We start from the raw sequence: 13,178 nt of genomic DNA, 5'->3' as shown, positions 1-13,178 counted from the left end.
GTGGCAGGGGCTCCCTGCCACGCCGTCGTTGTTTCCGAGGTCTGGTTCACGGCTAGTTCACGACCCTGCGGCGCATCTGGAAGGAGGCCAGGTTCCACATGAGCACGACGAAGCCCAGCAGCACACCCACGTGTATCAGCGCCGTGCCCGCCTCCAGCCCGCCGAAGACGGAGCCGCGGATCAGCTCGACCGCGTGGTAGAGCGGGTTGGCCATGGCCGCGGTCTGCACCCAGCCGGGCAGTTCGGTGAGCGGGAAGAACGTGCCCGCTATCAGGAACAGCGGGGTGAACAGGCCGCTGAACACGTAGTCCATGGAGCGCACCGAGGTGATCACCGCGGAGATCCAGATACCGAAGAGCGCGAAGGCGAACCCGGCGAGGAAGGCGATGAGGGGCACCAGCAGCATCCCGGGGCCGGGCTGGAGCCCGAACCCGATCGCCACCAGCAGCGGCACGCAGCCGTAGACCCCGGCCCGCATGGCCAGCCACAGGGCCTCGCCGGTGACCAGTTCGCGCACGTCGACGGGGGCGGCCAGGATGCCCTCGTAGGTGTGCAGGAAGCGGCGTTTGATGAAGGTGTTGATGACGGCGGGCATCATCGACTGGAACATGACCGACACCGCGACGATGCCGGTGCCGAGGAAGTCGATGTAGCTGAACCCGGCGAGGGTGCCGATGAGGGCGCCCATGCCGAATCCGAAACAGAGCAGATAGAGGGTGGGCTCGACGACGGCCGCGAAGGTCGTGGCCCGCCAGGACTGTCCGTACAGGATCCATTCGCGGGCGACCACCCCCATGACCGCGTCGGCCTCGAAGCGTCCCGGTTTGGCGTGCCGTTCCGGGCGGGCGTCGTCGCGGCGCTGCGTCAGGCTCATTCCACGGACTCCCCGGTCAGGGTCACGAACACGTCTTCGAGGTTGCTGTCCCTGCGGTCGGGGGTGCCCAGGCGGTCGCGGACCGACTCCGGGAGCTCCTCGGCGCGCAGCACGGACAGGGTGGTGCCGGTCCGGCGCGTGGTGAAGCCGTGCCCGTTGACCAGCCGCTCCAGCTCGGCCATGCCGCCCTCTCCGTCGGGCGTGTACTCCTCGACGCTGGCCCCGGCGTACTTGGCGACGAGGTCGGCGGGGGCGCCCCGCTCGACGACCCTCCCCTTGGCCATGAGGGCGACCTCGTCGGAGAGGCGTTCGGCCTCCTCGATGTAGTGGGTGGACATCAGGACGGTGGCGCCCTCGTCGCGCAGGGCGGTGATGACGCCCCACAGTTCCTGGCGCACCTGCGGGTCGAGGCCGACCGTGGGCTCGTCCATGAGGACCAGTTCGGGCCGGTGCAGGAGGGCGCGGACGATGAGCAGGCGCCGCCGCATCCCGCCGGAGAGGTCGTCGACTGGGGTGTCGCCGCGGTCGCTGAGCTGCGCCAGGCGCATGGTGCGGGCGATGGCCTCCTTGCGGCGGGCCCGCGGGACCCGGTACAGGAACGAGAACATCCGCAGGTTCTGCTCGACGGTGAGTTCCTCGTCGAGGTTGTCGTGCTGGGGAACGACGCCCATGCGGGCGCGGGCCCACTTGGACTCGGCGGGGATCGCGTGGCCGAGGATGCTGATGTCGCCCTCGTCGGCGATGGACTGGGCGGTGAGCATCTTCATGGTGGTGGACTTGCCCGCGCCGTTGGGGCCGAGAAGGCCCAGGACGACTCCCTGGGGCACTTCCAGGTCGAGTCCGTCGACGGCGGTGAGGGAACCGAAGCGCTTGACGACGCCGCGCAGGTGGATGGCCGGCACGGCGGAGACGTCCCGGGAGGTCATGGCAGCGCTCCCGGGTACTGCCCGTCCGGGCTCTGGTGAGGTCATGGGAACACCGTAGACACCGGGGCGGACATTTTTCCAACCTTTTTTCCGCGCACGCCCGACGCAAGGAATACATTTGTGGCGATTTTTATACCATCAACCGAAAACAAACCTTATAGATAAGCCAAGCATCCGTCAACCTCGCAGGTCAGAAACCTTTATTCCGGAAAAGCTTCCTTTTTTGAGCCATGTCTGTATAGTCGCCATCCACACCTTTCGGACGGGCTGGAACCCCCGACTGGCCCCGTGCCACGGGCTGTCCGAAAGGTAGTCCCTCCAGCCCGGACGGCCGTGCGGACTCGCGAACCGCACGGCTCCCCCGCCAGGGCCCCGGAGTTCTCGCGGTTTGTCGGGGAAGTAACGAACGCCGGATCTACACCGCCTGTGAGGACATAACCGGGTTCTGACATGCAAAAACGGGCACGGGCCTGAAGGATCATGGAGTTGTCGAGACACCACTATCCGCAAGGCTCCGCACCCGCTGTGTCATCATCTCGCTCCCAAGGCGTTCTCACAACCGATCCCGCCGAACCGCTCACCCCGGACCTGATGGACCACCTGGCCACCATCGACGACCCCCGCCACCCACGCGGCCGCCGCTACCCCCTGACCGCCTTGCTCGCCCTGAGCGTGTGCGCTCTGACCACCACCGGCCACAACACCACCACAGCCATCACCGAATGGGCTCACAACGCACCCCCACCCATCCTCCTGCGCCTGGGGCTTCCCGTCTGCCCTTTCACAGGGCGGATTCACATCCCCGACGAGCGCACCCTGCGCGAGGTGCTCGCCCGCCTGGACCCCGCCCAACTCGCCCGGGCCGGCCTGGCCACCCTGGACACCCGCACCGGCCCACCACCCACACCCCACAGTGCGGCCCGCACCCCCGGCGGGGCACCCGAACGCGAACACCGCCGGTCCCACCGCACCCGCCAATGCCAGATGCCACCCCCACGGCTACGCCACACCGCCTACGCCGTGGACGGCAAGACCCAGCGCGGCGCCCGACCGCGCAAGGGCCGCGCTTCGATCTCGATGTCCTTGCACGCCGCCCGCCACCACGACGCCGCCGTGGCCGCCTGCACCCAGCTGGGCAACAAGAAGGGTGAGACCAGCGCCTTCACCGCCCTGCTCGACCAACTCCACGACACCGAGCTCCTGGGCGCGATCATCACCGCCGATGCCCTGCACACCGTGGCCGACCACGCCACCTACCTCCTTGAGCGCGGCGCCCACTACCTGATCTATGTCAAGGGCAACCGGCCCAGGCTGCACTCCCAGCTGTCCACTCTGCCCTGGTCACAGATACCGGTGGCCCACAGTCAGGGCCCCACCCACGCCCACGGACGCGAAGAACACCGGTCGGTGAAGGTCACCGCCGTGACGGGCCTGGCCTTTCCCGGGGCCCGACAGGTGGTGCGCATCGAGCGCCACCGCCGCGAGCACGGCAAGGCCCAGGGCAGCCGCGAGGTGGTCTTCGCCGTCACCGACCTGGACGCCCACCAGGTCTCGCCCGCGGAACTGGCGGCCCACGCTCGCGGTCATTGGACGGTGGAGAACCGGGTGCACTACGTGCGGGACGTGACCTTCAACGAAGACGCCCGGCGCACCCGCACCGGGGCGGCCCCGGTCGTGTTGGGTTGCTTGACCGACATCGTCCGCCAGGCGCTGAGCGCCGCGGGGTGGAAGAACACACAGTCCGGGCGCAGAGCCCACACAGGCAAGGACAAAGTCCTCGACCTACACGGCATCAGACGAACTCGGCCTGTATGGATCTAAACCGCGAGAACTCCGGGGCCCTGGCTCCCCCGCTAGTCCACGACTTGAGGAGAACCCCCTATGAGGTTCGGACGTCTCATGCGCTCCGCCGCCGTCCTGGCGGTCGCACCCGTCGCCGTCGCCGGCCTGGCCGCCTCTCCGGCCAACGCCCACGGCACACTCGGCAACCCGATCAGCCGGATCGCCGCCTGCTACGCCGAAGGCCCGGAGAACCCGCAGTCGGAGATGTGCGTCCGCCTGGTCGAGGAGAACGGCACCCAGCCGCTCTACGACTGGCACGAGGTCAACATCGCCAACGCCGACGGCCGGCACCGCGAGATCATCCCCGACGGCCAGCTGTGCAGCGCTGGGCGGGACAAGTACTCCGCCCTGGACAACCCGGGCGACTGGGCGAGCACAGCGGTCACCAGCCTGCCCTCCGGCGGTGACCACACCTTCGAATACACCGCCGCGGTACCGCACGCCGGTTACATCGAGTACTACGTGACCACCGACGACTGGGACCCGAGCACCCCGCTGACCTGGAGCGAGCTGGAGTCGGAGCCCTTCGCCGTCGACGACCAGCCGGTCGCCGAGAACGGCACCTACACCATGACCGCCGAGCTTCCCGCCAAGAGCGGCGAGCACCTGATCTACACGATCTGGCAGCGCACGGACAGCCCCGAGGCCTTCTACACCTGCTCCGACGTCACCTTCGGCGGTTCGAGTGCCGAGGTGACCCAGGCCGCCGCCGGCACCGAGCCCTTCACCGTGGACGAGACCGCCTACGAGGACCTCGACCACGACCACACCGAGACCACCACCGAGGCCCACACCGAGGAGGGCACCGAGGCCGCGGCCGAGGAGACCGCCACCGGCGAGGAGACCACCGGCACCGAAACCGGCACCGAGGCCGACGAGGCCGCCGCCCCGCACAGCGACCACGCCGCCGGAGGTGAGGAGCTGGCCAGGACCGGCACCGCGATCACCGCCCTCTTCGGCACCGCCATCGCGCTGATGGCCGCGGGCGCCGCAGCCCTGCACCTGGCACGCAAGCGCCGCGCCACCGCCTAGGACCCCGGGAACACGGCCCCGAGGAACGGCCCCGGACGCGGAAGACCCCGCGTCCGGGGCCGCCTACCGTCCACAGGCGAGGGAAAACCCGTTGCGCTCATATCCGACCCGTGTCTACCGTTGAGGGGTCGGAAACGGACTCGAACGAGCCGGGGCCCACCAGCCCTCAGCTCTAGGACAGGTGTAGATGCCCCGGAACGCGCCGAGCGCGCCTCACAGCCGCGCGGGATTCCGCATGCCCTCACTCCAGATGGACGGCTGACCGGACCCGCCCCCGTCGAGACCCGCTCGGCGCTCTTGCTGTTGATCCCTTTTCACTCTCCAGCAAGGAGTTCCCGGGTTGCCCACCACCGACCCCACACCTTTCGTCTGCGTGCTCTGCGGTCTGTCCGTGTCCGATCCCGGACCCGACCACCAGCCGCGCGACCACTGCCCCAGCTGTCTGGGCTCCCGCCACGTGCACGACCAGCACGACGGCGGCGCCTCCGACTGCGACGGGCGCATGACACCCATCTCCGTCGTCGTACCGCGCGACGGCCGCTGGAGACTCGTCCACCGCTGCGTGCGCTGTGACGAACTCTCCGAGAGCGCCGTGGCCAGTGACGACAACCCGCTCGTCCTGATGCGCATCGCCGTGCGCCCGCTCGCCGAACCGCCGTTCCCGCTCGAAACGCTCGGGGAGGTGTGAGCGTGGGCCGACGCAACCACCGCGACCGGGCACAGCCGCAGCGCCGCAAGACCGTACTGCGCGCACGCGGGGAACAGGGCCGTCGATCCGGACCGGCAGCGGAGTCCTTCCGCTGCGCCCACTGCCGGCTCGACGTGCCGCTGCGGGCACTGGGCACCGCGCACCGCAACCACTGCCCGCACTGCCTCACCAGCCTGCACGTGGACGGCCGGGTCCCGGGCGACCGGGCCGCCGACTGCCACGGCCGGATGGAGGCGGCCAGTGTCAGCGCCCGGCCCGACGGCGAATGGCTGATCATCCACCGCTGCCTGTCGTGCGGGGAGCTCAGCGCCAACCGGGTCGCGGGCGACGACAACGCCCGCGCCCTGGTCCGACTGGCGGTGCGGCCGCTCTCGGCCACCACCGCACGCCGCGCTCTGATGCTCTTGTAGGCGTTACCTGCGAAGACGGCCGCGGGGCCGGGAAGGGCCCGGCCCCGCGGCCGTTCCCTCCACCACCACCGCGACCCCTCCGTGACCGCGATTCCTCTACCCTGGGGGCCGTGAGTGAGGAAGTCTCCCCCGCCCGGATGAGGGCCTCCAACAACGACCGCGAACGCGTCAGCGAGGTCCTACGCGCCGCCGTGACCGACGGCCGGATCGACATGGAGGAGTTCGAGGAGCGCCTCCACCGGGCCCAGGAGGCCAGGTTCCTCGGCGACCTGCCCGAACTCACCGCCGATCTTCTGCCCCCCGCGGAACAGCCCATCCAGCTCGCCCCCGAGCCGATGGTCAGCTGGTTCACCACCCTCCGGCGCAAGGGCCGCTGGGTCGCGCTCCCCGACGAGCAGGCCGGGGCGGTGCTCGGGCGCACCGAGATCGACATGCGCGAGGTCCTGCTCACACACAACCACCACCGGATGTCCGTGAGCACCTTCCTCGGCAAGGTCGTCATCGACGTCCCCGAGGGCGTCGAGGTCCGGATGAAGGGCTGGTCCTTCCTCGGCAGGCGCAGCACCAACGCCCGCCAGAGCACCATGTCCAACCCGCCGGTCCTGGAGATCGACGGGTTCTGCCTGTTCGGCAGCGTGCGCGTGCGCGCCCCCAGGCGCCGTCTCCTCCTCGGCCGCCGCCGCGCCCGCCGCCAGCTCAACGGCTGATCTCTGACCTGGGACGATGTCAACATGACACGTGCAACACCGTGAACCCCGGGTGAGGTGCGATGTGCTCTGCCGCGTCTGGCAGGCTTTAGGTCACAGGTTTTCCCAGGAGAGATGGGTTGTCATGAGCGAGTTCCGTATCGAGCACGACTCGATGGGTGAGGTCAAGGTCCCCGCCAAGGCCAAGTGGCGGGCCCAGACCCAGCGTGCCGTCGAGAACTTCCCGATCTCGGGGCAGGGGCTGGAGAACGCCCACATCGCCGCGCTCGGCGAGATCAAGGCCGCCGCCGCCAAGGTGAACGCCGAGCTCGGCGTGATCTCCGACGACATCGGCAAGGCCATCCGTGAGGCCGCCCTCGAGGTCGCCGACGGCAAGTGGAACGACGAGTTCCCGATCGACGTCTTCCAGACCGGTTCGGGTACCTCCAGCAACATGAACACCAACGAGGTCGTGGCCACCGTCGCCAAGGAGCGCACCGGCGTCGACGTCCACCCGAACGACCACGTGAACGCCTCGCAGTCGTCCAACGACGTGTTCCCGTCCTCCATCCACATCGCCGCCACCTCGGCCGTGCAGAACGAGCTGATCCCGGCGCTGCGCCACCTGGAGGGCGAGCTCACCCGCAAGTCCATCGAGTTCGCGTCGGTCGTCAAGAGCGGCCGCACCCACCTGATGGACGCCACCCCGGTCACCCTGGGCCAGGAGTTCGCCGGGTTCGCCGCGCAGGTCCGCTACGGCGTCGAGCGCATCGAGGCCGTCCTGCCGCGCGTCGCCGAGCTGCCCCTGGGCGGTACCGCGGTCGGCACCGGCATCAACACCCCGGAGGGCTTCTCCGCCCGGGTCATCGCCGAGATCGCCGCCAACACCGGTCTGCCGCTGACCGAGGCCCGCGACCACTTCGAGGCGCAGGGCGCCCGTGACGGTCTGGTCGAGCTCTCCGGCCAGCTGAGGACGATCGCGGTCGGCTACTGCAAGATCGCCAACGACATCCGCTGGATGGGTTCGGGCCCGACCACCGGTCTGTCCGAGATCTTCCTCCCCGACCTCCAGCCGGGCTCGTCGATCATGCCGGGCAAGGTCAACCCGGTCCTGTGCGAGGCCATGCTCCAGGTCTCCTCGCAGGTCGTCGGTAACGACGCCGCGGTGGCCTTCGGCGGCGCCTCCGGTAACTTCGAGCTCAACGTGCAGCTGCCGATGATCGCGCGCAACGTGCTCGAGTCGATCCGCCTGCTGGCCAACGTCTCCAATGTCTTCGCCGACCGCTGCGTGGCCGGGATCAAGGCCAACGAGGAGCAGTGCCGCGTCTACGCGGAGTCCTCCCCGTCGATCGTGACCCCGCTCAACCGCTACATCGGCTACGAGGAGGCCGCCAAGGTCGCCAAGCAGTCGCTGGCCGAGAAGAAGACCATCCGCGAGGTCGTGCTCGAGCGCGGCTACGTGAAGGACGGCAAGCTCACCGAGGAGCAGCTCGACGCCGCCCTCGACGTCCTCAAGATGACCAACTCCCAGCAGTAGGCCACCAAGGGCCCGAGGGGGCACCTCGCGCACGCGGGGTGCCCCCTCTCACGTGATCAGGTACCGATTCGGTTCCGCACCCTGTCCGGTAGGAACCTTCCCCACCTGGTCGGCGTCGGACATTCTTAGTCAGACCACACCGTTTCACTGCCCGCTTCGAGAGGGCGACAGATGTCGAGTAACAGCCAACAGACCATTGCGAACCGCTACGTGCTGCGCCGTGAACTCGGCCGTGGCGGCATGGGCATCGTCTGGGAGGCACACGACACGGCCCTGGACCGGGTCGTGGCGATCAAGCAGGTCATCCTCCCCGGCCACTTCACCGACGCAGAACGCGACGACGCGCACGCCCGGGTCCGCCGCGAGGCCCAGTCGGCCGCGCGGATCGCCCACCCCACGGTGATCACCATCCACGACGTGTTCGAGTACGAACACAACCCGTGGGTGGTCATGGAGCTGGTCGAGGGCGGCTCCCTCCAGGAGATGCTCGCCGAGACCGGCGCGCTGCCCCCGGACACCGTCGCCGACATCGCCGAATCCCTGCTCCAGGCCGTGCGCGCCGCGGATGCCGCCGGGGTCCTGCACCGGGACATCAAACCCGGCAACATCATGATGTCCACCGACGGGCGGGTCATCCTCACCGACTTCGGCATCGCCACCATGGAGGGCGGTCCGAGCATCACGCGGACCGGTGCGCTGATCGGTTCCCCCGAGTACATGCCGCCCGAGCGCCTGGAGGGCGGTCCGGCCGAGCACCGGGGCGACCTGTGGAGCATCGGCGTCACCCTGTACGCCGCGGTGGAGGGCACCTCGCCGTTCCGTCGCGACTCCATCACCGCAGCGATCGCCGCGGTCATCTCCGCTCCGCTTCCGCCGATGACCCGGGCCGGATGGCTGGAACCGGTGATCACCGGTCTGCTGGAACGCGACCCGGACCGGCGGCTCACCGTGGACCAGGCCCTGGAACTGCTGCGGCGCTGCCGCGGCGGCGACGTACCGGGGGCTGCGGCAGCAGGTGGTTTCGGCGGCACCGGGGCCCATGAGGCCCACAGCGCGCACAGCGGCGGTTACCCCGACCAGCAGGCGAGCGGCCCGCAGACGCCGTACCCGGTCGAGCACTCCTCCGGCGAGTACTCCTCCGGCGGGGGCTACTACGGGCAGGGCGCCTACCCGGGCGGTGGCCAGTACGGACAGGAGCAGTACGGGCACGGCCAGTACGAGCAGGAACAGTACGCGCACGCGGCGGCCCCCTCCCCCTATGTCGAGCACGACCGGCCCCCGAACAGGCGCGGTGGCTCCGGGAAGACCTGGTTGGCGCTGGGCGTGACCCTCGTGGCCGTTCTGGTGGTCGCGGGCATCGTGGTCGCGGTGTCCATGCGCCCCGAGGCGGGCTCCGATACGGCCGCGGACGACCCCGGGCGCTCCGAGGGGCGCGATCCGGAGTCGGCCCAGGAGGAGCCGGAGGGCGTCCGCGTCGAAGGGACACCCCCCGAGTACGACGATGACGACCTCCAGGTGTTCGGCTCGGAGTGGTTCACGATCTCCTACCCCGGCGGCTGGACCGTCGACGACAGCCAGATCGACGACTCCATCGCGCTGTTCGTCGCTCCGGGGATGGAGCACGAGCTCATGGTGGAGGGCTGGGAGGAGAGCGATTTCACCGGTACCGCCGGGGAGTTCCTGGCGCAGACCGACGGCGGCACCGACATCGAGGACGCCACCAGCGGCTACGAGGTGCTCGACTCCGAGGACTTCGACCGGGACGACTTCGACGGCGGCCTGGCCGGGCTGGACGTGGCGATGGTCGAGGCCGACCTGGTCAACACCAACTGGGGCGAGCCCGAGCGGCGGCTCTGGGTGTACGCGGTGGTCCTGGAGGAGGGCGACCAGCGGGTGTTCTACCTGGTGAGCGTGAACGTGCCCCGGGAGCAGGAGGGCGACTTCGACGACATCCACGAGGACGTCATCGAGACCTTCACCCCGCACAAGTAAACCCCCTGGACGAGGAACGGCCCCGCACGGTTCTTGGGTTCTAGCGGTGGTCGCAACACCCTGACTTTGGGGAGGTTGCGACCACCGTGTCGTTTTCCAAGCAAGAACTGGCCCGGCTGCGGGAGCGGTTCCTGGAGCTGATGACCGAGTCCGGGAACGTCACCGAGGTAGCCCAAAAGCTCGGTATCAACCCCAACACCGCGTTCACCTGGGCACGCAAAGCCGGACTACGCTCCAGGCGCCAGCAGCGCCGCCACCCAGCACGAGACGAGTACCACCGCCTGCGCAAGAGCGCTGTGCCCCGCCGGGAGGCCGCCCGGCGGGTCGGGATCAACGAGCGCACCGCCAAAGACTGGGACCGCGGGGTACGCAAGTCCGGCAACTCAAGGATCTATGCCGATGGCCGCCGGGTGAACTACTCCACCGGACAGACCACCATAGAGCCCATGACCAGCCCCCAACCAGCGTTGGACGCACTCGAACGGCAGGTGCATCCACGGTTTTTGACCCTGCACGAGAGGGAGAGGATCGCCGACCTTCACCGGGCCGGGTGGAGCCTGCGAGCGATCGGCCGTGACCTGGGGCGACCCGCCTCGACGATCAAGCGTGAACTCGACCACCACCGTGGCCAGGACGGCTCCTACGGCGCCTATGCGGCCCAGCGCCGGGCCATCGCGCAGCGGGCGCGTCCCAAACCCGCCAAGCTCGCCTGTCCCGGCCCCTTGCGCGACTACGTCGCCCAGGGGTTGGAGGAACAATGGTCCCCCGAGCAGATCAGCAACCGGATCGTTGAGGACCATCCTGATGACCAGGACATGCGTGTGAGCCACGAGACGATCTACCAGGCGCTCTACGTCCAGGCCCGGGGCGGTCTCAAACGCGAGGTCGCCGCCGCTTTGCGCACCGGCCGTATCCGACGCAAGCCCCGCCGTTCCTCCGAGCACAGGCAGAGCCGGTTCGTTGATCCGATGGTGATGATCAGCGAGCGCCCCGCCGAGGTCGAAGACCGTGCTGTTCCAGGTCATTGGGAGGGCGATTTGATCACGGGGGCGCATAACAAGTCCGCGATCATCACCCTGGTCGAGCGCTCGACCAGGTACGTGATGCTCGGGCACTTGCCCGGCGAGCACACCGCCGAGGCTGTGGGAGGCGTTCTGAGCGCTCTGGTCCAGACGCTGCCCGAGCATCTGCGTGGGTCCTTGACCTGGGACCAGGGCAGCGAGATGGCCGGTCACAGGAGGTTCTCGGTGGATACGGGGGTACCGGTGTTCTTCTGCGATCCGGCCTCGCCCTGGCAGCGCGGGTCGAACGAGAACACCAACGGGCTGTTGCGCCAGTACTTCCCCAAGGGCACCGATCTGTCGGTGCACGGCCCGCTGGACCTGGAGCACGTGGCTCAGAAGCTGAACGGTCGGCCACGCAAAACGCTCGGCTGGAAAACTCCAGCCGAGCGTTTGCATACACTCGTGTGATCAACGAGGTGTTGCGAGGACCCCTTGAATCCGCCGTTCGCGCGGGGCCGTTCTGCGTTGTCCTGGAGGTTCGAGGCGGTCCGGAGGGAGGCTAGTACCAGCCGACGGACTGGGAGTGGGCCCAGGCCTCGCAGGGGGTGCCGTAGCGGTCCTTGATGTAGCTGATCCCCCAGGAGATCTGGGTGGCCGGGTTGGTCTGCCAGTCGGAACCGTGGGAGGCCATCTTGCTGCCGGGCAGGGACTGCGGGATGCCGTAGGCGCCGGAGCTCGGGTTCTGGGCCGTGTGGTTCCAGTTGCTCTCCTTCTCCCACAGGGGCTCAAGGCAGTTGTCGAACTGCTCGGCGCCCCAGCCCTGGGCCGCCACGGCCTGGCGGGCGATGCCCTTGGGGTCGCCCGTGAACTCGGGCGTCTCCTCGGCTTCTTCCTCCTCCTCTTCTTCCTCTTCCTCCTCGATGTCGCTGCCGGTGGCCAGGGTGATGCGCACCCCGTCGCCGTTGGCAGCGTCACGCTGGTCCTGCGCCTGATCGCGCAGGGCCTGGAGTTCGTCCTCGGTCAGCTGTTCCGAGGCCGCGAAGAACTCGTCGCCCTCGGTTTCGTCGGTGTCGACCGCGGGTTCCTCGGACTGCGGCACGGCGGCGCTGGCCGCCGCACCCGGGTCCACACCGTCGTCCGCGAAGGCGGAGACGGCGAACGTCGCGCCGGCGACCAGGGTCGCCGCACCGACCGCCGCGGTACTGCGCAGCGACATGCGGTTGAGTAGCACGGTTGCCTTTCCCAAAAGGGGGTTTAGGGCAGGGAAAAACCTATTAATACCAGTTGTTGGCCTGGGAGTGGGACCAGGCCCCGCACGGATTCCCGTAGCGGTCCTTGATGTAGCTGATCCCCCAGGAGATCTGGGTGGCCGGGTTGGTCTGCCAGTCGGAACCGTGGGAGGCCATCTTGTTCCCGGGCAGGGACTGCGGGATGCCGTAGGCGCCGGAGCTCGGGTTCTGGGCCGTGTGGTTCCAGTTGCTCTCCTTCTCCCACAGGGGCTCAAGGCAGCCGTGGAACTGGTCCGCGGCCCAGCCCTCGTCGAGGACCATCTGGAGCGCGATCTCCTTGGCCGACCCGGCCGGCACCGGGGTGGTCGGGGCGGAGCTGCCGGAACCACCGGAGCCGCTGGAGGACTCGCTCTGGGCGGGCTCCTCCGGCTCGGGTTCGGGCTCGGGCTCAGCGATCTCGGCGCCGGTGCCGCTGGCGGACTGGACGGCCTCCTCGGCCGCGGTCCGCGCGTCGTCCCGGCTCTGCTCCCGCTGGCTCTCCCGCTCGGTCTCGTCGACCGCGGGCGGGCTCGCGAAGAACTCCTCTTCCAGCTCCTGCGTCTGCTCCGGAGGCGTCACCGCGGAGGTGGCCTGGCCGGGGTCGAGGTCGCCGGTCTGCGCGAAGGCCGAGACGGTGAACATGCCGCCGGCGACCAGCGCCGCGGCTCCGACGGCGCTCATCTGGCGCAGTGAGATCCGGTTGACTATCAAGATCGCCCTTTCACGTTGACGCACGCGTGCCCTGGTCAGAGCGTTCGCGTGGGGTGTTCGCCGCCGTTGGACCGTGTGGCCCGTTCGATCTGCCGCGGCAGGGACGGCACTCGCCGTACGACCGACCGCGGAGCGGGGCTCCCACACGGGAGGGGGAATTCTCGGTGCAGCGCACCCAGCCTGCATC

General features: G+C 69.1%; 12 protein-coding genes. 8 read left to right on the top strand and 4 right to left on the bottom strand.

Annotated features, from left to right (window positions below; genetic code table 11):
• Nucleotides 1-52 precede the first annotated feature (52 nt).
• Nucleotides 53-874, bottom strand: a complete 822-nt coding sequence (locus NE857_RS06530; RefSeq protein WP_254420194.1) for an ABC transporter permease — start codon at nucleotides 872-874, stop codon at nucleotides 53-55.
• Entirely contained in the window at nucleotides 871-1,800 is a 930-nt protein-coding gene (locus tag NE857_RS06525) for an ABC transporter ATP-binding protein (protein ID WP_254421893.1), read from the bottom strand. Before NE857_RS06525 ends, NE857_RS06530 begins: the two co-directional genes overlap by 4 nt.
• 591 nt (nucleotides 1,801-2,391) lie before the next feature.
• On the opposite strand from NE857_RS06525, the gene NE857_RS06520 reads away from it, so the two are divergent.
• From NE857_RS06520 to NE857_RS06485, 8 genes are all read left to right on the top strand, one after another.
• Nucleotides 2,392-3,621: an ISAs1 family transposase gene (locus NE857_RS06520; protein ID WP_184371513.1), complete on the top strand. Its 1,230-nt coding sequence runs from the start codon at nucleotides 2,392-2,394 to the stop codon at nucleotides 3,619-3,621.
• 60 nt (nucleotides 3,622-3,681) lie between these two features.
• Nucleotides 3,682-4,674 carry a lytic polysaccharide monooxygenase auxiliary activity family 9 protein gene (locus NE857_RS06515; protein ID WP_254420193.1) on the top strand — a complete coding sequence of 331 codons (993 nt, stop codon included), beginning with the start codon at nucleotides 3,682-3,684 and terminating at the stop codon, nucleotides 4,672-4,674.
• Nucleotides 4,675-5,014: 340 nt separating this feature from the next.
• Nucleotides 5,015-5,362, top strand: a complete 348-nt coding sequence (locus NE857_RS06510) for an RNHCP domain-containing protein (RefSeq protein ID WP_254420192.1) — start codon at nucleotides 5,015-5,017, stop codon at nucleotides 5,360-5,362.
• Complete coding sequence (locus NE857_RS06505) at nucleotides 5,359-5,793, top strand: RNHCP domain-containing protein (protein WP_254420191.1); 435 nt, start codon at nucleotides 5,359-5,361, stop codon at nucleotides 5,791-5,793. Before NE857_RS06510 ends, NE857_RS06505 begins: the two co-directional genes overlap by 4 nt.
• Nucleotides 5,794-5,930: 137 nt before the next feature.
• Nucleotides 5,931-6,500 carry a DUF1707 SHOCT-like domain-containing protein gene (locus NE857_RS06500; RefSeq protein ID WP_254421892.1) on the top strand — a complete coding sequence of 190 codons (570 nt, stop codon included), beginning with the start codon at nucleotides 5,931-5,933 and terminating at the stop codon, nucleotides 6,498-6,500.
• Between the two features lie 124 nt (nucleotides 6,501-6,624).
• On the top strand, nucleotides 6,625-8,016 hold the full coding sequence (locus NE857_RS06495) for a class II fumarate hydratase (protein ID WP_254420190.1): 1,392 nt from the start codon (nucleotides 6,625-6,627) through the stop codon (nucleotides 8,014-8,016).
• 171 nt (nucleotides 8,017-8,187) lie between these two features.
• Nucleotides 8,188-10,008: a serine/threonine-protein kinase gene (locus NE857_RS06490; protein WP_254420189.1), complete on the top strand. Its 1,821-nt coding sequence runs from the start codon at nucleotides 8,188-8,190 to the stop codon at nucleotides 10,006-10,008.
• Between the two features lie 86 nt (nucleotides 10,009-10,094).
• The gene (locus NE857_RS06485; RefSeq protein WP_425572192.1) at nucleotides 10,095-11,480 is read left to right on the top strand and encodes an IS30 family transposase; all 1,386 of its coding nucleotides are present in this window, start codon (nucleotides 10,095-10,097) and stop codon (nucleotides 11,478-11,480) included.
• Between the two features lie 91 nt (nucleotides 11,481-11,571).
• Here NE857_RS06485 and NE857_RS06480 read toward each other — a convergent pair whose 3' ends face one another.
• Together NE857_RS06480 and NE857_RS06475 are read right to left on the bottom strand one after the other, a co-directional pair.
• Nucleotides 11,572-12,228: an aggregation-promoting factor C-terminal-like domain-containing protein gene (locus tag NE857_RS06480; RefSeq protein WP_254420188.1), complete on the bottom strand. Its 657-nt coding sequence runs from the start codon at nucleotides 12,226-12,228 to the stop codon at nucleotides 11,572-11,574.
• 58 nt (nucleotides 12,229-12,286) lie between these two features.
• Nucleotides 12,287-12,991 (bottom strand): aggregation-promoting factor C-terminal-like domain-containing protein, encoded by a 705-nt coding sequence (locus tag NE857_RS06475; RefSeq protein WP_017580584.1) that lies wholly within the window; start codon nucleotides 12,989-12,991, stop codon nucleotides 12,287-12,289.
• Nucleotides 12,992-13,178: the final 187 nt, after the last annotated feature.

Source organism: Nocardiopsis exhalans (genome assembly GCF_024134545.1).
GTDB classification, from domain to species: domain Bacteria; phylum Actinomycetota; class Actinomycetes; order Streptosporangiales; family Streptosporangiaceae; genus Nocardiopsis; species Nocardiopsis exhalans.
Note: the sequence above shows the minus strand (reverse complement) of the source record. Positions and strands in the feature narration are given on the sequence as shown.